The organism is Rhodopirellula sp. MGV (assembly GCF_002251265.1).
GTDB classification, from domain to species: Bacteria; Planctomycetota; Planctomycetia; order Pirellulales; family Pirellulaceae; genus Stieleria; species Stieleria baltica_A.
On the sequence record NZ_NPDI01000027.1, the window covers coordinates 169,046 to 192,360 of the forward strand.

The 23,315-nt window shown below is 53.2% G+C and carries 19 protein-coding genes; 3 read left to right on the plus strand and 16 right to left on the minus strand.

The annotated features are described in order from the left end of the window. Positions 1–36: 36 nt before the first annotated feature. Together CGZ80_RS08980 and CGZ80_RS08985 are read left to right on the plus strand one after the other, a co-directional pair. Complete coding sequence (locus tag CGZ80_RS08980) at positions 37–1,554, plus strand: hypothetical protein (protein WP_143543812.1); 1,518 nt, start codon at positions 37–39, stop codon at positions 1,552–1,554. A gap of 22 nt (positions 1,555–1,576) precedes the next feature. Then, entirely contained in the window at positions 1,577–2,437 is an 861-nt protein-coding gene (locus CGZ80_RS08985; protein ID WP_143543813.1) for a hypothetical protein, read from the plus strand. Between the two features lie 61 nt (positions 2,438–2,498). On the opposite strand, the gene CGZ80_RS08990 is transcribed toward CGZ80_RS08985, so the two are convergent. The 3 genes from CGZ80_RS08990 to CGZ80_RS09000 form a co-directional block, all read right to left on the minus strand. Continuing rightward, positions 2,499–3,071, minus strand: a complete 573-nt coding sequence (locus CGZ80_RS08990; protein ID WP_143543814.1) for a DUF1579 domain-containing protein — start codon at positions 3,069–3,071, stop codon at positions 2,499–2,501. Between the two features lie 174 nt (positions 3,072–3,245). Further along, positions 3,246–3,863: a PDC sensor domain-containing protein gene (locus tag CGZ80_RS08995; protein WP_143543815.1), complete on the minus strand. Its 618-nt coding sequence runs from the start codon at positions 3,861–3,863 to the stop codon at positions 3,246–3,248. A 152-nt stretch (positions 3,864–4,015) separates the two neighbouring features. Beyond that, positions 4,016–6,295 (minus strand): ATP-binding protein, encoded by a 2,280-nt coding sequence (locus CGZ80_RS09000; RefSeq protein ID WP_094413491.1) that lies wholly within the window; start codon positions 6,293–6,295, stop codon positions 4,016–4,018. 219 nt (positions 6,296–6,514) lie between these two features. On the opposite strand from CGZ80_RS09000, the gene CGZ80_RS27900 reads away from it, so the two are divergent. Further along, positions 6,515–6,685: a hypothetical protein gene (locus tag CGZ80_RS27900; protein ID WP_158222620.1), complete on the plus strand. Its 171-nt coding sequence runs from the start codon at positions 6,515–6,517 to the stop codon at positions 6,683–6,685. A gap of 1,195 nt (positions 6,686–7,880) precedes the next feature. On the opposite strand, the gene CGZ80_RS09015 is transcribed toward CGZ80_RS27900, so the two are convergent. The 13 genes from CGZ80_RS09015 to CGZ80_RS09075 all read right to left on the minus strand — a co-directional run bounded on the left by CGZ80_RS09015 (position 7,881) and on the right by CGZ80_RS09075 (position 23,098). Then, positions 7,881–10,775 carry an Ig-like domain-containing protein gene (locus tag CGZ80_RS09015; RefSeq protein WP_158222621.1) on the minus strand — a complete coding sequence of 965 codons (2,895 nt, stop codon included), beginning with the start codon at positions 10,773–10,775 and terminating at the stop codon, positions 7,881–7,883. 1,648 nt (positions 10,776–12,423) lie between these two features. Further along, positions 12,424–12,867 carry an SMI1/KNR4 family protein gene (locus tag CGZ80_RS09020; protein WP_094413499.1) on the minus strand — a complete coding sequence of 148 codons (444 nt, stop codon included), beginning with the start codon at positions 12,865–12,867 and terminating at the stop codon, positions 12,424–12,426. After that, on the minus strand, positions 12,864–14,324 hold the full coding sequence (locus tag CGZ80_RS09025) for a polymorphic toxin-type HINT domain-containing protein (protein WP_094413501.1): 1,461 nt from the start codon (positions 14,322–14,324) through the stop codon (positions 12,864–12,866). The genes CGZ80_RS09020 and CGZ80_RS09025 overlap by 4 nt, the downstream gene beginning before the upstream one ends. A 108-nt stretch (positions 14,325–14,432) precedes the next feature. After that, positions 14,433–15,326, minus strand: coding sequence for a YifB family Mg chelatase-like AAA ATPase (locus tag CGZ80_RS09030; RefSeq protein ID WP_233148320.1), 894 nt, complete (start codon positions 15,324–15,326; stop codon positions 14,433–14,435). A gap of 30 nt (positions 15,327–15,356) precedes the next feature. Next, positions 15,357–17,225 carry a recombinase family protein gene (locus tag CGZ80_RS09035; protein ID WP_094413503.1) on the minus strand — a complete coding sequence of 623 codons (1,869 nt, stop codon included), beginning with the start codon at positions 17,223–17,225 and terminating at the stop codon, positions 15,357–15,359. 215 nt (positions 17,226–17,440) lie between these two features. Further along, the gene (locus tag CGZ80_RS09040) at positions 17,441–18,010 is read right to left on the minus strand and encodes a hypothetical protein (protein ID WP_103296400.1); all 570 of its coding nucleotides are present in this window, start codon (positions 18,008–18,010) and stop codon (positions 17,441–17,443) included. A 3-nt stretch (positions 18,011–18,013) separates the two neighbouring features. After that, the gene (locus CGZ80_RS09045) at positions 18,014–18,346 is read right to left on the minus strand and encodes a hypothetical protein (protein ID WP_143543816.1); all 333 of its coding nucleotides are present in this window, start codon (positions 18,344–18,346) and stop codon (positions 18,014–18,016) included. A gap of 57 nt (positions 18,347–18,403) precedes the next feature. After that, complete coding sequence (locus CGZ80_RS09050) at positions 18,404–19,105, minus strand: hypothetical protein (RefSeq protein ID WP_094413509.1); 702 nt, start codon at positions 19,103–19,105, stop codon at positions 18,404–18,406. Between the two features lie 36 nt (positions 19,106–19,141). Beyond that, on the minus strand, positions 19,142–20,578 hold the full coding sequence (locus CGZ80_RS09055) for a hypothetical protein (RefSeq protein WP_094413510.1): 1,437 nt from the start codon (positions 20,576–20,578) through the stop codon (positions 19,142–19,144). Further along, the gene (locus CGZ80_RS27565) at positions 20,575–20,796 is read right to left on the minus strand and encodes a hypothetical protein (RefSeq protein WP_143543817.1); all 222 of its coding nucleotides are present in this window, start codon (positions 20,794–20,796) and stop codon (positions 20,575–20,577) included. Before CGZ80_RS27565 ends, CGZ80_RS09055 begins: the two co-directional genes overlap by 4 nt. 285 nt (positions 20,797–21,081) lie before the next feature. Beyond that, positions 21,082–21,702, minus strand: coding sequence for a recombinase family protein (locus tag CGZ80_RS09065; RefSeq protein ID WP_094413514.1), 621 nt, complete (start codon positions 21,700–21,702; stop codon positions 21,082–21,084). Between the two features lie 559 nt (positions 21,703–22,261). Beyond that, the gene (locus CGZ80_RS09070) at positions 22,262–22,600 is read right to left on the minus strand and encodes a hypothetical protein (RefSeq protein WP_143543818.1); all 339 of its coding nucleotides are present in this window, start codon (positions 22,598–22,600) and stop codon (positions 22,262–22,264) included. Between the two features lie 261 nt (positions 22,601–22,861). Then, complete coding sequence (locus tag CGZ80_RS09075; RefSeq protein ID WP_094413518.1) at positions 22,862–23,098, minus strand: helix-turn-helix domain-containing protein; 237 nt, start codon at positions 23,096–23,098, stop codon at positions 22,862–22,864. Positions 23,099–23,315 lie beyond the last annotated feature (217 nt).

Consider the following 23,315-nt stretch of genomic DNA (forward strand, 5'->3'; position numbering starts at 1 on the left):
GAATCCTCCCCAACATTCTCCCCACCGGAATTCGCTATGCTTGGCCACCATCACGCTCACGATCGACGTCGGTTTGTCCGCAACACGCTTGCCGCTGCTGCCGGCGGCGCATCGGCGCTCGCATGGCTGCCCAAACTGACCGCGGACGACGTCGCCGTCACGCCCGACCGCGTGCTATTTAATCCCGAGATCGAGCCTCTCGTGCGACTGCTGGAAACGACGCCTCGCGACCGAATCGTCGATCGAGTGTTTAGCGAAATCCATGCCGGACGAAGCTACCAAGACCTACTTGCGGCGTTGCTATTGGCCGGAATCCGCAACGTCCAGCCGCGACCTGCGGTCGGTTTTAAATTTCACAGCGTCTTGGTCGTTCACTCCGCCCACCAAGCTTCTTTGGCCGCGGCCAATGAGCATCGCTGGACGCCGCTGTTATGGAGCATCGATTACTTCAAACGCGCTCAACAGTCCGACGTCGAAGAAGGCGACTGGACGATGGCTGCCGCCCCCACCGGTGATCTGCCCGACCAAGCGAAAGCCCTCGGGGCACTCGACGAAGCGATGGCGAACTGGGATATCGAAGCCGCCGATGCCGCGGCAACCGTCGTTGCCCGCACCGCCACCGCCGGCCAAATCCTGAACCTACTGGCCAAGCACGCCGCACGCGATTATCGCAGCATCGGTCACAAATCCATTTACTTGGCCAACGCGTTTCGGACGCTTGATGTAATCGGTTGGCAACACGCCGAACCAGTCGTCCGGTCGCTTTGCTATGCGATCTTGAATCACACCGGTGACCCCAATCCGGCGAAATCAGATCTGGAGGTTGATCGGGTTGGACGGAGCAATTGGAAACGTGTCGATCAGTTGTCATCGAATTGGTTCGCGACCAAACGCAAGCCTGTCGAGTCGGCGACGCTCGCCAAGGCACTTCGCACCGCATCGCCTGAAGAGGCTTCCCAGACGGTTGTCGAATTGGTCAACTCCGGCACAGATCCGGACAGCATCTATGACGGCGTGATGCTGGCCGCCGCCGAACTGGTCGCCCGCCAAGCGTCTATCGTTCCGCTGCACGCTGTGACAACGTCCAACGCCATGCGCCACTTGTACCGCAGCGTCTATGACGATCGCACCCGGCAGTGGTTGCTGCTGCAAAACGCGGCGTTCATTTCACACTTCCGACAATCGGCCCAGTCACGCGGCAATTTGGCGAGCGCCGACCTGTTAAGCCTCGAAGGCGCCCCTGCCGGCGATGTCAGTCTGGACGGGCTGTTCGCACAAATCGGTGCCAACCCCGAAGCCGCTGCCGCGTCAACGTTTACTTTGGCACAGCAAAACGATTCCGCCCAAGCGCTGATCGCCCGCGCACGCGAGATGGTCTTCCTCAAAGGCAACGACGCCCACGACTACAAGTTCAGCTCCGCCGCACTCGAAGATTACGAACAAATCGCCCCGCAATGGCGAGCCCATTATCTCGCCGGTTGCTCGCATCTGTTGCACGGTGACAAAGCCCCCACGACATCACTAGCTAAGCGAGTCCTGCAACAAGACGTGTAGTCACCGACTAGAGGAATCCGCCATGCGTTGGTCCAGCGTTATGATCCTGCTTTGGGGCTGTCTGTGTTGGGACGCCGAGCATTCTCAATCACAAGACACACCGCCATCTTCGATCACTCTCGAACGCCTGTTGCCGATCCACAAGGAATCGGCCGAGGCGTATTCCTTCGTTCTTGAAGGGCAGCCGAAGACGACGATCAAGCTGCAACCCACACCGGTTTCACAGTGGACCAATACCCGGCGAAACAGCGGTCAACTGGGACATGTGTTCGTTTGGAACGTAGGAAAAGAGCCGGTTGCGATTGCCGCGATTTATTCGTTCCCCTGGCAAGGCGACGCATCACAGCGACGCGTGGTGCACGAGCTGCATGCGTTGGCGCCGACACTGCTGCAGGTAAGCCGCTCCGATAGCGGAACCCTCTGGAATCCACGTTCGCCAGCGACGCGAATCAATCTTTCGGGCATCATCACATCAGCACCAACGGAAAGACGGTTCAATCTGGCGCTACGACAAATCGCGCGTCGATTCGAAGGCTACTGCTTGGAACCGAGCGGCAAGCGTTGGGAACTGCGTCTGCTCCCCACTCCGCTGATGATCTATCCAATCACCCGCGGCGAGCAATCGGGCTTCGGTGCCCTCGTCGGCATGATGGGAGACTTAGGCAACGACCTGGAATGTGGCTTGATTGTCGAAGCGTTGCAAGACTCGTCGACGGCGTGGCAATGGTCATTCTCGCCGATTCGAATGACGGACAAAGAGACTTATTTGCAATTCGACGGCAGCGAGATTTGGAAGAACGTTCGCTCAGTCACCAATACCAGTTGGCGAGACTCGGATGATCTGTACTTTCGGTTCCAAGACAAAACTGTCCCGCTGAACTAAACGATCAATCATCGCAACGTCTCGCCTTGCAAGACACGCACTGGCAATCAGATGTTTGTGTTTACTTCACACGAGTGCCTTTGCCGCTCATGAAGACGATCCACTTTCCGTCTTCACCTTGGATTTGCGACTTCAGCAAGAACTCGTCGTCGGATGTGAATTCATAGATGTCCTGAAAGTTTGCCAGCTTGCCTTCGGCAAAAAAGTTTGGGCCTTTGGCATTCAGCGTCAATGTCGTTTTGTCTTCATCGAGTGACCCTTCGTACTTCCACATGAATGAAGTCGACGAATCGATCCAGGTTCCCACGAACTTTTCTTTGTCGGGATCAAAGCCGACCGTTTGGATCCCAACCATCGGTGCACCCGACATCTCGCCTTTCATTTCGTTGATGACCCAGAATCCGCCCAAGTTCCGCGACGACATCGTCCCTTTGCATTCCATCGCAGGTTGATCCGGCCCCATGTTCGCCGAGCAGTCGGTCGCCCATTGGCCGACGAACTTTTCTAGCCATTGATGTTCAGCAGTCGGTTTTGCGGCAGGAGGCATTTCCTGCGCCATCACGCGTCCGCCTTGGACCGAAAATCCGACGACCAACAATCCGATCGCTACTGCGTGCGCACAAAAGAACTTCATCGTTGATTCCAAAGTTTTAGAAGGAGAGAGCTGTTTGAGTCTGGTCGAACGGAGATTCAACAATTCGACATCGAGCCGAGAATTTTTGATCCCTGTCCGTCGATTTAGGATCTTTTCAAGATCACCCTGCAAAACAGCTGCTCAGTCGCGTGAATTGATCCAACTCGACGAAACTCAATTGTGCAGCGACAACAGCTCAACATCAAGAGAAACGATGGCTACACCCAGAAGGGCCCCGTCCTGATCTACTACAGGCACGCTCGCCTGCACCACGGTTTTGCCGACGGTGTCGTCACGCCGGGAAGCAGAGACGTAAATATCCAGCGATTTCGCCGGCTCTATGAATTTTGCTTCGTTCCCCTGAAACCAATCTGACGTCCAAGAGGTAACCGCCACATTTCCACCGAGCGCGTCGACAACGAACAATTCGGAAATGACACCCTCGGACTCCTCCGCGATCCGACGCAGTTCATTTGCAAGACCGGACCGCAAATGATGATTGCGGAAACGTCGATCCTTTCGTGCCGACCAAACGTATTCAGCATAGTCATAGCTGTTTTGATGCAACTCCACCTCGTCGGGCTTCCAAGCTTTCCACCGATCGCTAAATGGCTGCCACTCCGCACGATCCCTGTTTACCTTTTTCAGCTCGTCGACAAGTGTTTCAGAGGCACGCAGTGCTGGCTCCAGGTGATCTTTCGCGTAATGCTTGGCGATTTGGATCGTTTCTTTCTCACCGATCTCATCAGGCATGTTGATAAACGCATTGTCGCCTCGAACAGGAAGCGACATCACCCAAACGGTTGACAGCGTCAAACAGCCGGCGAAGTAAATAGATTTGCTCATTGCTTAGTCATCATCGTTCAAAGATTGATCAAAGCGGAAATGCCGGACCGCCCGCTGACTTTCGACGCTCTACGATCAACACGCAGTCATGCTTGGCATCAAGTCGTGCTAGTGCCAGTTGCAACGCTGCCAGTTGCAACACTGAAGAGGTCTTCCAAACCGTGGAACCGCAACGCTTCGAATGTTTTGGGTGCCATGCGATCGACCGGGAAGATAAACGAAATGGACGTCCCGACTCCAAGTGTGGACTCGATGGAGAGCTCTCCACCAAGTTTGCGACAACAGGACCGCACCGCCGCCATTCCGACACCACGGCCGCTGATGTCCGTCACGGTTTCACGTGTCGAAAAGCCGTCGAACAACAGCACGTCTATCAGTTCTTGTTCGGTTGTGGCCGGCAGGCTTCTTTCTTTTGCCAATTCCCGAATTCGTTCCCAATTGATGCCGCGGCCATCGTCAGAAAGCTTGATCACAAAATGTTCATCAGAAACGACGGTGCTGATTTCGATCCTCCCTGTTTCAGGCTTCCCAACCTCCAAACGCTCTTCTGGTGATTCCAAACCGTGGTCGATCGCGTTGCGAACGATATGAACGAATGCGGCCCAGAATTCACTCCATTCGTTCGGCGAAATTCGCAAGTCGCCGCCGCTACAATGAACCTCGATCTCGCCTTTGCCCAGACGCTTTGCCAAGGCAACCGCTTGTTCCCGAACTCGCCTCATCCGAGCCTCCGTCGGTTCGAGCTTCCAGGACGCCATTCGCGTCGCAATGTTCTCATGCGGAGCGCGATTCAAAACCGCCACAACCGTTTCGTCATATTCTTTGAACTGGACAACAATGTGATTGTTTTTGTCTCCGATCACACGATCAACATATTGTGTCACACAAGCCCAACAGGAAACCAGCTCCTCCATACTCCCGTCATTTGGGAGTTCGTTGTCTTCATGAATCAATTGTTCGATCCGGTGGCAAACCTGCCCAAGTCGTTCCAATCCAAAGATCGAAGCGTTGCCCTTGAGCGTGTGCAGACGACGGAGAGTCAAGGTGAGATCATCGCCGTCTTCGTATTCCAACTGCTTGACCAAGCTATTCGCTTCATTGAAGAATTCTAGAAAGCCGGTTTTGTCATCGGTAATGCAGCCGACGATCGACATCATTTCCCGCTGCTTCGTTTCCAGATGTTCCTTGTGCACCTGGTTCGAAATATCGGACAAAATCACTGCCAGATGCAACTGGTCCTCGACGTCTCGATACGGCGTACACCGAATCGAGAAAGTCCGCCCGTTGGCTTCAAAACGAGCCGGAATCTGGTCAAGCGTGACCTCAACAGGCATCACCTCCAGAAAGACCTCTTCGAGGGCAAGTTCCAACCAATCGCCGATCGATGGATCAAATCGGCGTACAAAGTCTGGGAAGGTCTCACCCTCGTTGGGAGCTGACAGTTTTCGCTCGACCGCACCCGATCGCTCTTCGCTGATTTTGAGGTCTCGATTGACGGTGAAGAAACCTTCGTCAACCGAATTCAGCAGCGTCTGAATATCTCGATTCCGCTTCGATAGATTTTCCATCGTCACTTGCGACGCCGAGATAGCTTGGTTCATTGCGTTCGCTATTTCGCCAAACTCACCTTCCGATTCGATTTGCAAACGCGCGCTCAAATCACCTTCGGCAACCTGCTTCAACGTCTGCAGGGTCAATCGAACATGCTTCAGAATCCTGCGTGACAACAACAGTCCCAACAGAAGCCCTATCGCCGCCGTTAGCACGTTTCCGATCAGCAAACATTGCTTGGAAAACTGCAGCTCGTGTTCGGCGATGGCGTTCCGCTGCGCGACGCTATCTTGATGGAATGCGATAAACGACTCGACACTCTGATAGACGCGTTCATGCAGCGGAGGAATCTCTTTGGAAAACAACTCAAGTGCATCTTCGGTAGCGAACACCGTGCACTCGTCGAGAAGTTTCCAGATCGGCCGGTGAGTCTCGACCAATTTGGGTGCGCTTTCGGCGATCGCAGCGGCTCGTACTCTTCCCTCCGGTGTAAACGGAATCTCTAAGAGACGCCGCGACGCATTGGTCAGCACATCGCCCTGGCGTCGGGCCTCGGCCAAATGTTGCTCCCGCTCTTCGAGATCAAAAACCGAAGCGGCTTTCAGCGTTTCGACCCCCATTTTCGTCAGGGCGAGCTCTGCTTGAGCCGACGCTTGGGCTGCCGGCAGACTTCTCGACACGATCTCGTCGAGACTGTAGCCAACACGCTCGTATGCGACGATACAAATTAGCGTGGCGGCAACCATCAAAATCACCGGTGTCACCACGATCACCATAATCGCAACGCTCGTTCGTTGCAGCAAACGTCCTGACTGGTTGGAAAGCATATGATTCGGTCCCTTTTAAAATTAGCCAGCGATTGAACCTAGCTCAATCCACTCAGCCAACAGGCCCGACCTTCACGATCGTCGCTTAACCCCGGATCACTGTCCGTAAACCGGCGGTGACAACGATCAGATGTCCAGATTCCGACAAGTCCAAACAACGGCCATCCACTTAGCACAAGCGAAAGGGGTGATCGCTCCATCCCCAAGAAAATCCGTGCTATGAACGATAAAAAGCTGGATGTCTTGATCGAAAGCCGGTCGGTCAAAGAAACGCTGATTCTGCAGAGTTGGAGAAGAAGAGCTGGGGCATCCAACCAGTGGCGATCGATCCACGACGTGCTGATCGGCCAGCCCACTTTATCGACCGACCAGGAACGAATGGTTTGCTAAGACCGGACAACTCAGGGTCCGTATTTTATCCCATGATCAATATCAATCCGGTCCCGCGGTCGCGGGAGCAACTTGAAGTTGGCTTTCATGAGTGGCACCATTCACGATTCACGGTGTCCATTCCTTGGCTTGGCAAATCGACGCAACAGCGGCAGCGACGCCGGCCTCTCCGGGGCGAGCCAGGCCCACTCCAATCGCGATTCTTAACCTAGTTGCAGCCGTACCCGATCGGTGAATGCTGCTTTGACTCCGGAGGAGTCCGTGTCGGTAGCTCGGGGTGGCAACCCCGAGACAGCGACACAAACCACACACCCACCCCGGACGGAGCCGGCGGTGCGAATTCAGCAATTCGCATGCCTTCAGTATGAACTTCGCCGCAACCTGAACGTTAGCCGCGTTGAAACCTCAGACGCTTGATGGATGGCATCATTCGGTGATGAAACGTGCTCGTCGTTCCAAGACAATCGTTGAGCAGCCATCAGAGTGAACTTCTTGCAACAGTGATCGGTTTGAAATATTGCCACGTCAACAGGGGATCGGTCTTCATCATCCAGTCAGCGACTTCCTTCGAAAAACAGGGTAAAGCGGGAAGATCAGGCGACAGAACAAGACTTGATGCCGGTGCAACGTATTCTTCTTCTGGTTCGGGCAGCTGATCGCATGGAACAGCAGCTCCACAGCTGCTGCAGAATCCAGCACGTCGCTTCGTTGCTGACGCGATAGACGCTTCCAGCAGAATCAACCAGCCATGTGATTGAACAGTTTTTGTCTTGTCTTTGCCTCGTCACTTGATAAGCCCGGTGGCACTAACGCTGCGGCTGCCCATCACGGTGCGGTAAACAAGTGCTTTGCATCTTCGATGCCGGTTTTGAATTGAAACATGGCAAGCCTCTGATGAGCTGATGGTGCTCAAGCCAACCACTCAAGCAAAGGCTCGCCATGCACACTAGGCTTACTGAATCAGATTCGAGGACTCAAAGCGAAATTGATCGAATCTTTGCATTCGCCACACCTGACACCGCTTCAGGTAACGTGGAAACAACTGGGCGGCGTGGCAGCCCGATGCGCGGTCGGTTCGGAGAACCGAGCGACATTGTCGCTCAGCTCTCCGAGCTGATAGCGTCTCCACGAGTGTAGGATTTAGTTCAACGTTCCAATCTTTCGTTGTGATTGCTCACCGGGGAACGCAGGGGAGTTACTTGTTGTTTCCCTTTCCATTCCCTTTGCCGCCGCCTCCATTGCCTTTGCCTTGGAGCACGCTGATTGACTGGGTCACAGCAAAGGATTCACCGTCGACGGTGTTCCCTGACAGCGTGGCGTCGGTGTCATTCGCGTCCAATCCGGTCAGGGTGACATCGAACGAAGCAATCAAATCTAAAACGCCATCCCCGTTTAGATCTTCATAACGGACACGTGGCGTCTGATGTTTCTTGTGCCGAGAGAGCGAGTCTTCGGTTCCGGTAGCCCCGAAAAGCAGTGAGTCGACATCAATATCGGCAGGGTCAAAGCTATCGCTCGATAGCATCGCAACGTCCACCAAACCTCGTTTCAACGAAATTGCATTGGTGTCGTCGCCCGGCTGGATATCGATATCTTCGAAGACGTCCGTCAATTCGATTGTTACCGTGGCCACCGACGACAATGCTCCATCGGACACAGAGACCTGCAACGTGAATTCGCTGGTGGTTTCGTAATCAAGCAACGAAGCGTCGTTGACCGTGACATTTCCAGCGCTGTCGACTGCGAAGGCACCCGGGTGACTTTCTCCGACCACGGAGTAGCGAAGCGAATCGCCCTCGGGGTCACTTGCCGACAGACTGCCGACCAACGTTCCTGGATCGGAATTTTCAGCGGCGACCAAGGTTTGGTCGGCTATCACAGGCGGATCATTCACCGGGGTCACGTCAATCAGCACCGAGGTACGTGATTGGTTGCCAAACGCGTCTTGCACGTTGTACGAAAAACCGGCCTGTCCAACGAAGTCGGCGTCCGGGGTGAACGTGACAGTGCCATCAACGTTCTGTTCGACCTGCCCGCCAACGACGCTGACGATCCGCTCGATTTCGAGCGAGTCGCCATCCACATCCGAATCATTCTGCAGAATGTCGATCACGACAGGGGTCTCTTCAGGGGTCGAGGCATAGTCGGGATTGGCGACGGGGCCCTGATTTTCAAACGCACCAATATCGACCGCGCCAAATGTCGGGCGACCGAAGCCGCGCTGATCCACCGTCGGAATAGAAAGGTTCGGTGCCGGGTTCTGTCCATCGGGCGCACCGGCATCGAGTGCGGGGCTGCCTGTTAACAAAGCGTGAGTCCGCGTGGGACCACCGTTGTCTTGCAGCGGAGCCAGCCGAGCGTCTTGCCCGACGAGATCACCCACCGCATTGAAAAGGGACGCATTGCTAGGGTCCGATACCAAGTTGTTTCCGAGACTGAACACCGACTGGTTTGGATCCGAGACATCCGACGGCATGCTGACCGAAGAGGTTCCCGGCGCGGTGTTTCCATCAAAAATGGTGTTAATCACCAACGTTTGACCAGAAATTGCGAAGAGGCCACCACCGAACAGCGGCGCTCCCGTCGGCGATCGTCCGGCCGCATTGTTTGCAATCGTGCTATTGATCAGATGAACCGGTCCGCTGCCGGTGCGAGACATCATCCCGCCTCCATTCCCGTAAAGCGCCGTGTTTCCAGAGATCGTTGTATTGACCAAGTAGGCTTCGCGACCGGCCATCCACAGTCCCCCGCCTCCGCCGTACAGCCCCGATACACCGCTACGGTTATTGGCAAGCGTCGATCCATCGATCAGCAGCGAGCCATTTTGCACGGCGACTCCGCCGCCTGAGTAAAAGGACGTGTTTTCGCTAATCTCGGAGTCGTCGATTTCAGTGTTCGAACTGTCGCTGTAGACCCCGCCGCCGTCGCCGTTGGAAACGTTGTATCGAATTTGTGAATTCTGAATGGTTAGCAAGCCGCCGCCGGTTTGGTTGATCCCGCCGCCATCGACGCGTTCCTCGATGGTCTCCGAACCGTTGCCGACGATGGTGGTGTCCACAATGGAGACTTCGCTGACGGAGACGAAATACGCCCCGCGGAAGATGTTTGATTCAAAGGTGGAATCCTCGATGGAAGTGGTCAGCGGCTGGTTGGTGCCTTCATTGCTGACACGGATACCGGCCAATGCATTTTGCCTTGAGTTCACGCCAGTCACTTGCACGGAACCGGACGTTTCGAACAACCCGATTCCCATTCCGGCACTTTCTGCAACGACCGTGTCACGGATCACGATGTCGTGATTGTCACGCCCATAGATTCCGGCGAACAGCGAATTTGGAGTTCGGATCCCATTGCGAACGACCAGTGTTCCTTCGATATTTCCACTCGAGACCGAACGAAAATTGATTCCGTTGACCGCGTTGTAGTCGAAAAAGGATCCAGTGATTGAAACGGAATCGGCGGTGCCGACGTAGATCCCGTTGTTGTCATTCCCGTTGAAGTAGCTATTGGTCAACTGGATGTCGCCCATGGCGAAAAAGTATGCGCCGTTGTTCACATTGCCATTGGCGGTGACGTCGTCGGTCGAAAACGAAAGGAGCTCTCGACCGAAGATTCCGTTGCTGCCGTTACCATCGAAACGACTATGGGTGATGCTGACATCGCCGGCAAAAATTGCGGCAAACCCGCTCAGTTGGTTTTCATAGGACTTCACTTGATCAACGATCAGAGTGTGTGGAATGGTGCCGGTAGCGCCCAAGGCTTGGATACCGTCTCGGCCGCCGGTGACGTCGAAGTTGCGAAGAGCGACGTAGCCGCCAAGTTGCGGTTGGATCGAGATCGTGTTGGTTGAGACGGCTGCCAAGCTTCCGTCAATGACCACGCCGTTTTCGCCGCCCGGTCCAGCGCCGTCCATTCCCTCCAGTTCCAGACGCCCGTCCTGGTTCGCGATCGAGAGGTTTTCGAAATAGGTTCCCGGAGCGATTCGAATGACGTCATCTTCACCCCCATTCGCGCTCGCGACATTGATAGCCGCTTGGATCGACAGGAAATCTCCGCCGCCAGTGGAGTCCACCACGTACGCAGCAAGCAAGCGACGCGCCTCCACCGCCTCGAGTCGAAGCGTACGGCGACGCGAACCACTTCGTGAACGCGATTGCTGCTGGGATCGAAAACCAAAAAACTCTCTGAAAGCCATCGATAGGTGCTCCGCATCGCAGTGAAAATACGCTGGGGAACAGCATCCTGACCCCCGGCCTCCATCCAAAACCGGGGTGCGTGACCCCAGCCTCAAGGGCGGTGATTCTAACGGAGAATTGCCGCGTGGGGGCGCTAGCTGCCTGTCGGCGTTCAGGATTCGCGAAAAAGCTCGCGAGACAGAGTCCCCTGGTTGCGTGATTGGGGACTTTGGAACCGAACCATCGACCCTATTGATCTGGATCACTAATGGGCAGTGCCGATATTTTTCTTGGCGGTGTAGCGCAGTACGCCGCTCACCGGCCCATCTCTACTTTTCGATCGGTTGAGTACGTACGATGCAGTCCTGGACTGCCATTTGTTTTCTTGCACAAAGGAGCATTCGGAGGCGAACTGTGACCGTTGAGGGCAAGCCATGAGCGGAATTGAATTCCAGCCCGCCGAACAGGAAGAACAGCAGCGACCGGCTCTGATTAGCGTTTCATTAGTGCAGATTAGTGTTCCCAAATTGCCAACCACTTATCATCTCTAATCGAACACGAATCCGATTCGGGAGGCATGAGTCGAGCAAGGTGAAGACTGACGCTGAGGTTACCAGTCTCGATGACTGGGAAAACGCGAGCCTCGACTTCTTTCGCCCTGGCCGATTGCGGGGCTCCCGAGTTTGCGTGAGCGTGTTAACCAACCATTGACGGAAGATGGGCTCAGGGCGGTTCGCTGGTGTGTCAGGCCAGGCAGGGCCTACAGAACCGAGCAACATTGTCGCTCAGCTCTCCGAGCTGATAGCGTCTCCACGAGTCTGGGGTTTAGGTCCTTGTTCGCCGAAGAGCAAAAAGTTACGCGGACTGGATTTGTTCGATTGATCGCTTTTCGAGGGCGTTGATGCACTTTTGACGATGACGATTACTCGTTCCTTCAATGCCTTTTCCGGCTGGATTCCAAAGGCTCCAGCGACGGCCGAACACCACCGGGTGAAATTGACCTTCAGCCAATCGTTCGCTTTGCATTCAGGTTCCTACGGCGTTGCCGCAGGCTACGATGATTGAGGCCTTCGGCCAAAGGTGAGTGGGCCGACGATGGTCCCGAAATCGCTGCCCAATTCTCCGAGGAAACTCGCGATCAGTGTTTCGATTTGGCGTGATTGAGTTGGCACTGGTCCAAGTGCTTCGGCAAGGCCTCATGCATCGGTCGTTCGAAATCGATGCGAGAGTGCACAAGGCAACAGGTCACCAGCTTCATCGCGGCCAAGCAATCGCAACGGCATGCTTCGACAAGTGCAGTTCTGAGCTTGCTTGCCATCGGCAAAGCATCAGTACAACAAGACGCTCGGGATCGTGGTACGCCAAATCTAAAATATATTTCAATCGTTTGATTCGGAGTGGCATTGTCGTATGCGACTGAAGTCAGATCAACGGCTCATCACCCGCTGAACAATTGCTGGTTGATATCCAATCGCTTGTTGGCACAATAGATAGAGCCAATTACTGCTGCTCTTGATGCTCCAAGATGCGTCACGAGTGCTAGACACTTTTAGTCACTTGTTTTCATTGCTGATTTTCAAGCATTTCCAGGAATTCAGCAAAGCCTATGGCGATCTCATCACATTGTTGATGTTCTTCGCTATTCCAGATTACAATCCGTGGGGTGCCCGTACTCCCATAATCAAAGCACAAGTACGCACCGTGCGGCATCGCAGCAAATGGCACCAATGTTTTGCGGACTCCAGCTTCCGTCATCCAATTCTTAACAACGTTAATATTAAACTGTTTGATCGCCGGAGAAGATTTGTAGCTGTCGGAAAAGTTCAGGAATCGTTCGATACTCCCCCAGTTAAACATCCCGTTTACCGGGATTCCGCCGTGGTATTCTCGTATATATTTGACATAGGTTTGGTCAAGTTTCAAACCGGATTCGGCTAATTCATCGACGAGTTCGTCAAACTCCTCTTCAAAAACTATGCCCAACAGCGAATTTGGTATGTATTTCATTTCTTATTGGCAGGGTTTGTTCGCCAAAGAGCATATCCCTTGTGGCCATTGGTTAACGCATGCACGGCACGCTCAACTAATCGGAACCAACCGTCACGCGACATGTGGTCCCATACGTACCCATTTGGTGTACGGAATTTTTCTCGGAGTATTCGATCGTGCAGTCCATATCGTGTACCAATAGTCTCGGAGACAAACACTTTTCGACCCAAACTCATTCCGGTCTGGAGGTCGACCACATCTACAACGTGTTCACTGAAATTTGCAACGCCATGTTTGTTTAGTGCGGCTGCTTCTGGGATCAATCCGTGTTTTCGAGCATGTTTTCGAATCGAAGATCTCAGTGGCGTCAGCTTTTCGGCTGCAATTCCCAGGCGGCTCGCAACACTGCTCCATTGAAATACCTCGCCATTGGTTCGCTCGATCGCATAGGCTAATGCTAGTTCATCGAGGTCATCAAGTATATCCTCTCGAGCCTCAATGCCGGTTTTCGCGTTACCGTAAGTGTTATGCACCAGCGTCCCAGAGTTGCCGACGTAGTAGACGTGTTCGGCGTGGACTTCTAGGTTGTAGACGGGTTGGGGGCCGGGGCGGGGGTGCTGGTTGAGCACCCGTTTCGTGTCGCCGGCGTAGGTTTGGACTCGCTCTCCTTGGCTTAGCTTTCCAGCTTGAACGTATTCGCCGCGATCGACTGACCAGAACGGATGATTGCTCGTGGTGCCGATTGTTTCCGAATCAACATCGTCGCCGATTTCTAAGTCAATCACGTCTCCGCTGCTGTGATGAAACGTTGCTGTGATGACTTGCCCGTTACCGGGAGTAATCGGTGGCGCTGGCCGCAGATCGAGGACCAGCGCTGGGCCGGTGATCTGAAGCTCGGGCAAGTCCATTTCGATCACCAACGCCGGTGATGACTGGTTGCCTATCGATGACAACGCATCAACGATCGCAAGCTCGCGAAAGAGCGGACGCAAAGGGGAGAGCGGAACGGACGGGAGACTCGCTTCGTCGTTTGAATCGAACGTGTCGCCAAGCGGTAGTTCGCGTGGTGCTTCTGTATTCGAGTCGTTCTCGGCGAAGAGATAACCGAGTTGTTGCTGTACCCAGGTTTCGGGGCGCAGCAGTTCGATGTTTAGCTCTGACCCGTCAGGTTTTGGCATCTCGAGCGAGAGCTGAATCCAATCGCTCCAGTCTGGTTCCTGCCACGTTGAACGTTCGAGCGAGGTAATCTCGGGATTGTTGGCGAGGACACGATCGCCGACTTTCAATTCCTCGATCGGTTTGGTGCCGTAGCCATTTGACGACGAAGCGTTTTGCCGGATCTGCGAAAGATCCGTGGTGATTCGATCGGTCGATGGCTTTGGAACCAGGCACATCCCAGCCATGACCATCAAGCTGGCTGCCAGGCACAGTTGGCGGGTGGATCGCTTGAGGCGGAAGTGGCTGGACGACGGCATGTTGATGGTGCTTGGGCGTGCGGTTGCTGAATTTAGGAAAGCCAGTGATGCTGAGTGGTGCGAGGGCGAGGAGGGATTCGTCGCCTCATCCACTACGGGAGAGAAGAATTAGACCCAGAGGTCTCGGTCGAGGTTGCGGTAGTTGATTGCTTCGGCGAGATGTAGTTCGTTGATGGATTCGTCGCCGGCGACATCGGCGATCGTCCGGCAGACTCGCAGGATCTTGTCGTGAGCCCGTGCCGATAGCCCCATCTCTTCGACGCTGTGACGCAGCATGTTTTGACAGGTCGAATCGAGAATGCAGTGCTCGCGAACTTGGCGACTACTCATCTGGGCGTTGTAGCGAACGGGGCCGTTGCCAAAACGTTCCGCTTGACGCTGGCGGGCCCTTTCGACCATCTCGCGCATTTGACCACTTGTGGTCCCGCAGCATTCGTTGCCGGACCCGGAAAGCTCTTCGAACGGGACAGCCGGAACTTCGATCTGAATGTCGATGCGATCCATCAGCGGGCCCGAAATTTTCGACATGTACTTTTCAACTTGCGGTGGTGTGCAGTTGCAGGCACGCCGGGGATCACTCCTGTATCCGCAAGGACACGGGTTCGCAGCCGCCACAAGCATAAAGTCGCTTGGGAACGTCGTCGAACGCAGTGCTCTGGAGATGGTAACGATGCCGTCTTCGAGCGGTTGTCGCATGACTTCGAGTGTCTTGCGGTTGAACTCGGGAAGTTCGTCGAGGAACAGGATGCCGTTGTGTGCTTTGCTGATTTCGCCCGGCGATGGTGGGCTGCCGCCGCCGACTAGTCCTGCGTCACTGATCGTGTGGTGTGGTGAGCGAAAGGGTCGTCGGGCGAGAAGCGGTTGTCCCGAAGGCAGTTGTCCGAGCGCTGAATAGATACGCGTCGTCTCGATCGACTCCGGAGCACTCAACGTTGGCAGCACTGTCGGCACGCGTTTGGCGAGCATCGTTTTGCCGCTGCCTGGCGGACCGATCATGATCATGTTGTATCCGGTTTAAGACAACGAGGAACGTCAGTTCCCTCGGTGATTCTTCCAAAGGACGTCAACCGGTGGCTCGACGAACCGCCAGGAAACCCCCGCTTTGTCCTTCGTCACCAATTCGATACCCGAGCCAAGGCTCCCAGGGGGCACCAGATCGAAGTTCGCACCACCGGTCGTGAACACTCTAATGAAACGTCCTTCCCTTGTCATTCGACGCTCTTGAATTGATTCGACGAATGAATTGAAGTCGACGTAGTTGAATTCGGAAGTCTCTTCCAAATTGTTCCACAGGGCGACGGACCAATCGTCTTTTTGCTTTGCTTGTTTCAGATCAGCGAATCCCTGACTGGATGATGGAGTGTCGCAATCATCGAGCGACAGAGTTTCGGCGTAGCCAACTGAAAAGACTTCTATCCGCTCAACCAACTTCCGAACATGACTTTTGAGCTTCATTCGAAGTTCAATCGAATCGTCCTCGTGAATAGCCGAGAGAAGTGATTCGAGATCGCTTCGCCAACGCTTTATTGTTTTAGAGCTCCTGCTAACACTTGCCAGTGAACGAGTGAGCACCTTTTCGTTCTTCAGCAACTCGCGTTTCAGTTCTTCGAGGTCTTGCAACTTTTGTTCGTATCGGTTGCGAATACTCTTGCTTTTCGTTTCCGCGATTTGATCGACCAAGTTCTCCATTTTTGCATCGCATTCGGTCAGCTCAAATTGCGTTGCTTCAATATCGCGATTGAATTGATCGATTTCGTTTGCCTGCTGATTCTCGTTTGGCAATACGACAGAGGGATCCAGTTTCGCAAGATTACTAAGGATTAGCTTTTCAGATTCAAGGTAGTTCACTGGATTACGCTGGCATTTGAAATTTCGAACTGCGTTGTCGCAGACGAGGTATCGCCAGTTGTCGTTGCCTTTGTCGACGAATCGCATTGATCCACCGCAGTAGGCACATTTGGCCAACCCTGAAAATAGGTTTTTCCCCTTGTCTTGCCGTCCACCAGTGCCACGGTTTTTCTCCATCAACGACTGGACAGCCGAGAATAGTTTGGGATCGACAATCACGGGATAGTAATCCGGGATGGGATCGCCAGTAGGTACTCGCTTTCCATCAACTTTTGTGTGCGGCTGATACTCGCCAATCACCGCACGGTTTTTAAGGATCTTTTTGATATATGTATCTCGCCATCCGCTGGGCCGTTTCCAGCCGCTTGACTGGTTTAGCTTGCTTTCGATTTTTCGTATGCTAAGCCCGTCCCGCTTCCACTTGAAAATGTTGTTGATGGTTTCGACTGCTTTGGGAATCGCAACTCGCTCTCCTCGGTGTTTGCTCTTCTCTGGATCGAACCATGCTGGAAGACGTCCAGTCAATGTGCGTCCTGATTCCCGAGCTTCTTTCCTTGCATGATCCCGTGCAGCTTTGCCACGCTCACTTTTTCGGAGCGACTCATCTTGAGCCCGCTGCATATAAATGATCAAGCCAATGAATTCACCCGAATTCTGGCTGCTTTGGTCATAAACAACTTCTGGTGACAGAGTTGCAAGCGAGACGTCGCGTTCCCAAAGTTTGAAAACAATTTCTTTCAATGCATCGCATGGACTCTCGCGAGTCAATCGGTCGATGTTTTCGACAACCAAGATGCTACCCTTTTCGATTCTTCCCGCTTCTACATCTTCTAAGAATCGGCCGAGTGCACCTTTCTTTCGATGTGCACCGCTGAAGCCACTCAACCCGCGGTCTGTGAGGCGTAGTGAATCCTCGAAACCGATGCCACGCTTATCGGCAAACTTGCGGGCCAGTTCCAATTGACGACGCTCGCTGTCACCGAGTGACTGCTCGGGCGTCGAATACCGAATGTAAGAATAGACTTTCGGTGGCTGATCTGATTTTGAGTTCATTGTGCTGCTTCCCTTTCACAGCTGTTCCCTAGAATTGAGACGATAGCGGGCAGGCGGTAGGGAAACCGCTTTTCGGGAGCAAACCTATCCCGCTATCGTGGTCCGAACAACGGACTTGTCCATTGTCGCCAATGTCCCCTCACAAGGCACTTCGCTCATCCGGAGTCTGATGGCGAATAGCGATGGACGCCATTGTTCGGTCACGCGATTCCGTCTCAATAACACGGAAACAACGGCTGGACCATGTTCACCGATCCAACGACGAATTGATTCCGACACAACCCAGCTCCGTCAGCCACGGAGCAGGCTCCCCGTACATCGGGAAGCACGGCCAAGTGGTCGGGGGTCAATTTTGACGCGACCAGAATACGAGCAACGCTCCCGTTCCACTCGACATTTGATTCTTCGCCTTCGATCGCCAACCCGGTGCTAACTTCCATCACTTTGTTGTGAATGATGGAATCACGGATGCGACCGTCAACTTCGTTCACTCGAACGACATCAATCCAAGCTTCCGCCATTAAGCGATTGCCATCGAAAGCCGTGTTGAATACCCAGCCAATACGCTGTCTTGAAAACACTTCTGGGTTCCCCGCATATCCATCGTCATAGATACGCGGATGGTAGGCAACGATAGGTTTCCCATTCCAATACGGGACACTGTTTCTCAACGATTCGGCAGTGTACTTTACTGGACCGCCGGAACCGCTCCACACTCCCACTGTAATCATGACCATGGAAACCACGTAGTGATCACGGTCTTCTAGTCTGCGAATATTGCTCACGGGTTAGTCCCAGAAATGAGGAGTGTCGAGACCGATTTCCGGATGATCCTCCGGTGACAATTGCGACGAATCCCCTGCAGCACCGTGGTATAACGGGGCCCTGTTCTGTTGGGGCATTGGCACTGGCTCACTGAAGGACATTATCGGAGTTGGAAGTCCGTCTTCATCGATCATGTACTGTTCGTGCAAAGGTAGATCTGACCAAGCCGGGCTGAAGTTGTTCAGCTGCGTCGACAGAGGCAGCAAGCCTTCCTCGTCTGATGGATGGCCAAGATCGGTAGGTAAGGTTTGATTTGGCATATTGGAATGCACGTTGACAACGTTGCGAGTGATCATCAATTCAGTCCTGAAATCGAGTTGGAAATGCAAATCCGACGTGGATAGCACAGAAGGTCAAATGAATAGTTGCGAAACCTCTGAAATCACAGCATTGTGTTGCTCTCGCGGACCGGGAGCAAAGGATCTGTTCGAGAAGTCTTTTTCGAACGGCCGCATCGATTCGGTTGGAATTCCGCAGCTGTTCTTAAAGTTGTAGACTGCAACTTCAAGGTAGTTGCGTAGCTCGCAGAGACGGTCTTCCAGGTCAACAAATTCTTTCGCTTTGGACTCTGGAACATCGCCGCTCATGTTTTCGATTTCGTTTCGCAATGCGTTCCAAAGTCGATGCGTCTTCGCGTATTTCGGAAGTAGCACTGCGAAGTCCTTTTCGTGCTCTTCCCGGCTTTCCCGGCTTTCCTCAAGCAGAACGTCATGTTTCGCGTCTTGAAGCGACTTGTAGTACTCGTTGACATTCTGCTGCATCGTCTTGAGCTTGTCAGCGTTCTCGGTTGTCGCCATCCCGCCCAGTATTGTTTCCTTTAGCTCATGGAATCGTTTTTTCTCTCGCTTGAGTTTTGCATTCCAGTACCAAGCAATCGCTTTAAGTTGTTCCAACTTCGTTGAGAAACCAGTGATCGACACGCCATGCGGATTCACTTCACGATAGTAACCGTCAGGGTAAACCACCCACTCACCATCGATCACCCAATCTTCCCCGTGTTCTTTTTCGAAGATCTCGCAAATGTTGAAAGGGCTGTATTTTGGGTTAAATGACATTTGGGAACTCCAAGTAAACGAGCTAAAACAGAAGTGTCAGGCGTAGAAAGAAAATGAATTTGGATTGCGAAGGGCGGTTACGATTCGTCTTCCAGCACTGGCAGAACAACTGACTCCTGCTACTACGTTTGCAACATCGTCATGCCCGCCTGATGGATGATCGATCACATCTTTGCCACCACTTCTCGTCCGGCGTTCAAGGCCAACGAGCTGCTCAACTAGCACCGGGTAGTCAAGTAATTCGATTTGCAGTGACCCCAATCGCGGAAGCAACTCCAGATATAGAGCTGACTTGTTTCGGTCTGCTTTCTTGAAACGGATGTTGGAGTCACGGAATGCCTGAGCAACCCAATCAGCTGCGTAGTTGTCGCCGGTCACTTCTCGAATTCCGTATTGTCGGAGTTCCTCGCACATCTCCTTCGCGACTTCATACGGGCAAAGTCCCGCCTTGTATCTGCGAATGAAATCCAAGGTGACTATTCGGTTGCGATAGTGAGCGATTGCCAAGGCATGGTCATCACTTCGTCCTCCGCTCATGTCCACGAAGGCGAAGTATTTGAAATCGGGACACGGCAGAAGCTGTTGTCGCCCGTTAATTACGACTGCTTCCACCGCATCCCGTGAAATGAAGGCTGAAATGTCCTCGCGAAATTCCCCGTAGTATTCACTTCTGGCGGATGAAGGGTCTTCTGCCATCGCCGCATCAACAATCGATTGGGATAGCGTCGGATTTAGACTTCGACTCGGGCAATTCACAACGAGAACGTTGCTAGAGTCGGTCCCAAAGTGCCGTTTGAATGTTCGGTACGTCCATCCGCGTTTTGCATAAGGACTGCTGATTGCAATCAGCTTCCCTTGGCAAGTCGCCAGCGATGGTTGGATTGCTCGGATCAGTTCCGTATCACTTTTGACTTTGCTTTCTTCTTCAAGTCCAAAGAACGCGATTTCGTCGACGATTGCGGCCACCAGTGTGAAGCCGCGAACGGTACGGAAGTCGCCCGCCATGATGCGGATCTGAATCCCATTTTTAAGGTCAAAGCCTTCTTTGGTCTCGCCAACTAACTCACCTGCGAGCATCGGCACATCGAATACCGAACGCAGATAATTGCGAACTATGGTGCCTTGGTTTTTCGTCGGTGCAATGATCGCAACTACACCCCGTTCACCTTTGGCCAGTCGCTTTTCATTCCCTGCCAACGCAGCTTCATAGGCTCCGAGCACAGCAGCGATGCGAGATTTCCCCGATCGCCTACCAGTCAGAAATAACGCGGTATCGAATCCGTTGGTAGGCAATCCGCTCGCATCGCGACTAGCTACTTCGCGAAGCGTCTTTTTGGAGGATTCCCCGAGTTTGATACCGTGCAACGCCCGCAAACATGCGAACCATCTTTTCCACGTTGCGACCGAGCCACTGGAGTCTTCCAGGAATGGCTTGAACAAGTTGGGATCACGGCAAGCGTCGATAATGTTCATGACTTGGACTCCTGCAAATAGGAGGACAAATCAGTTGTTTTCCGCATCGCTCGTTTGAGTCCCAATTTCGCGAGCAGACCGCTGAGTGCGTTGACGCCTTGAGTGTATGTGCCCAGATCGATCGGCTTCCCATCGAGTGCGTTCGCTTCCATCGTTTCCAGTTGGACAGCGATGAAGACAGCACGACGAGCCAAAATCTCTTGTTGGAATGAGTCCACTCCAACATCCTCTAGAAGCCGCTCAACATTGCGGCGAATTAGTCGAACTACCGCCTGACGTTGATCCAAAGTTTCGATGAACTTCGGCTCAAAGCGTTCCGGTAGCGTCGCCGGCTTTTTGGCCTTTCGAGCTGATCGCGTTGATTGACGTTTGGTCGTAGACATCGCCCCTGAATCGGTTTCCGATCTTGGGTGATAGGTGGGGGATAACCGTGTACAAATTGACGTTTGGGATTGTCTACGAAAATCAAAAATCTGTCACACATTTTGTTTGGCTCAGTAGATTCAGCGTTCTACGACGCCCAGATATCGGCGAACGGATGACTTGGAAACATTCATCGCGTTGGCGATTTGTTGATAGGTTAGACCTTGCTGGCGAAGCTTGATCGCTTCAGCAGGATTGACTTTTGATCCGTCTTGCCTGCGTTTGGTTCTGCCCTTCACACCACCCTTGTACTTGCCTTGCTCTTTGGCTGCGTCGATCCCTGCACGTTGGCGTTCCCGACGCGTTTGCTGCTCGATTTCGGCGAAGCCAAGAAGCAGGGAAGCGATCATCTTTCCAATCGTTCCACGGAAGTCGAAATCTTGGGTGACGCTGGTGAAGCCGATTCCCTTCGACAACCAACCCGATAGCGTGTTCATCCCCTGGACCATGTCGCGGGAAAGGCGATCGAGTTTCCACACGATGACCTTCGACACCGTTCCGTTTCTGATTTGTCTATCCATCTTGGAAAACTCCGGGCGATCCATGTCGTCACCCGTGGATTTGTCGATGAACCAACGCACGCGAGCGAGGTCAAAGTTCTCGCGATCTAGGTACTGTTCGATCTCTCGTTTTTGGGATGCTTCGTTTTGCTCCTCGGTGGACACGCGGATGTAAACGGCGATGGTGGAACGTTTAGCCATTGTGCTTGCCGGTTTTCGATGGGACGGATTTGAGATTGATCGATCGTATCGCCCCAAATTGTTTGTGGCACTTAGGGTATACCCGACATGAACACACGATCTGACAACGTCAGTCCATCGGAAACACGGGACTTTTGGGGTGACTCAGAGCGTTTGGTCCGCCCAACCCTAGATGAACACCGCAACGTCCGGAGACGACGGCTGACGGGCTGGATGATTGAGACCCAATGTCTATCGAGAATGGCCAGAAGTGGCCGTAGCCATCGCGTCAGGGACGTGGAACGAATTGATTTACGTTCCACCGAACGGATCTGATGACAGATCCGTTTTGCGATGTTGAAATGCTTCGATGATCAAGAAGCAAACCGGTAGGGGAATTAGCGACGGGGAAGCGTTTTGTTGCTCCCCAGGGTCTTATTCACCACGGTTAGTGATCAAGTCTGCTAGCTAGTAGCTTGGATGATCGCAGTTACGAGACCGATTAGGGCTGTTAAAAGTGCAATCAACGGAGACCAGAAAAGTAGGAAGTTGGACTGATCGGGTGATTGGTTGGAATCGCTCACTGGTCATCCTCATCCAATTGGGCAAACGCTTGTTCGATGGCATCTGCAGCGTTTTGTGCCTTTCGTGCAAGTGCTTTCTCACCCGCTTTTGCCAGTTGAATTAGCTCTGGAATCCGCTCGGCAACTGCGATTCGTGTTGCGGAGTTAAGTTCTGAAAGCGATCTTGAACTTGCTAGGTCGTCGAACGCATCGGTGGATCGGTCCCAGTCGTATTCGGAGACTCGCATCAAAGGGTAAAGGAACTCCAGGTACCAACGTACCTCAGGAGCTTGTTCATAGCCTATGCAAAAGATGTCGGTAACGTCGACCTGAATGAGATTTTGAGCCCCAGGCATTTTTTTTAATCGCTTCTCTGCGAATTCGATTTTTGCTTGGAGATCAGCTAACGATTTGAAAAGATCGTCAGACAGACTTTTCGAATTGGGTTTGGGCATTGGATCACCACTTAATGGAGTAACGCTGTTTGGCTCCCTGCAAGAAGTGACGGCTGCCGTTTAGAGCAGCATGTCGAGCCCCGGCTAAAGGGTGGAAGTCCAGTTCCAGTATCACGCTCTCTGGCGAGAAGTCAATCTCGCACTTCGCAAAAAGTCGATTGCTTAATTCTTTCGTGCGTTCTCAATGAGCTTGCTTGGGGAGACGCGGAGTGCTGTGCATACAGCAATGAAGTCCATGACGTTGAGCGACGACTGGTCGGTTTCGTATTTGCTGACGAAAGTTTGGTGCTTTCCAATCTTCTTGGCGAGTTCGGTTTGAGTTATGCCTTGCGATTCTCTCTTCTTCGCAAGTCGATTGCGGATGTGTTTCCAGACCTGTTCACGTAGTGCTTCTTTCATTTGTTTATTTTGAACAACCTCGATTGGGTTAACCCGTTTTAGGTTAACCGTGTTTGTGGGAGTGATGCTGTATTGTTGAATAGAATGGGGTTTACCAATTAGGTCTTGTCAGATCTGGGTTAGACAGCAAAAACATCAATTCCCCGGTGAATTTCGCGATTTATCCCCATCGCGACTTGCGATCGCTGGCAGAAGTGGGACACCTACGCACACCAGC